Genomic DNA, 480 nt, shown 5'->3' with positions numbered 1-480 from the left:
CCATTCGCCTCGCTCGGCGAGATCATCGGCTATTCCCGGGTCTATCTGGTCGGGCTCGCGCTGTTCACGCTGGCCTCGCTCGCCTGCGCCCTTTCCTCGAGCCTTCTCGAGCTTACCCTGGCGCGCGTTCTCCAGGGCTTCGGCGCGGCCGGGATCATGGCGATCAATGCCGCGCTGGTGCGCTTCACCTATCCGGCTCGCCTGCTGGGCCGCGGCATCGGGCTGAACGCCTTCATCGTATCGTTATCGTCCGCCATCGGTCCGACCGTCGCCTCCGCCATCCTGGCGACAGCCTCCTGGCAGTGGCTTTTCGCCATCAATGTCCCGCTTGGAGTCCTGACCTTCGCCATTGCCGCGAAGGCGCTGCCGCGAACGGGAAGAATCGCGCGACGCTTCGATTTCGTCAGCGCAGTCCTGAACGCGCTCGCCTTCGGCCTGATCATCGCCGGCATCGACCTGACCATGCGTTCGCCTCACCTC

1 protein-coding gene is annotated in these 480 nt (G+C 65.6%); it reads left to right on the top strand.

Features of this window, described 5'->3' with window-relative positions:
* Positions 1-480: MFS transporter (locus AC2JF9_RS08660; protein ID WP_500726955.1), on the top strand; the 480-nt coding region annotated here is incomplete at both ends.

It is taken from the genome of Lactobacillus sp. C449L (genome assembly GCF_059900815.1).
The sequence above is the reverse complement of the archived record's forward strand: the minus strand, read 5'-3'. Positions and strand labels throughout refer to the sequence as shown.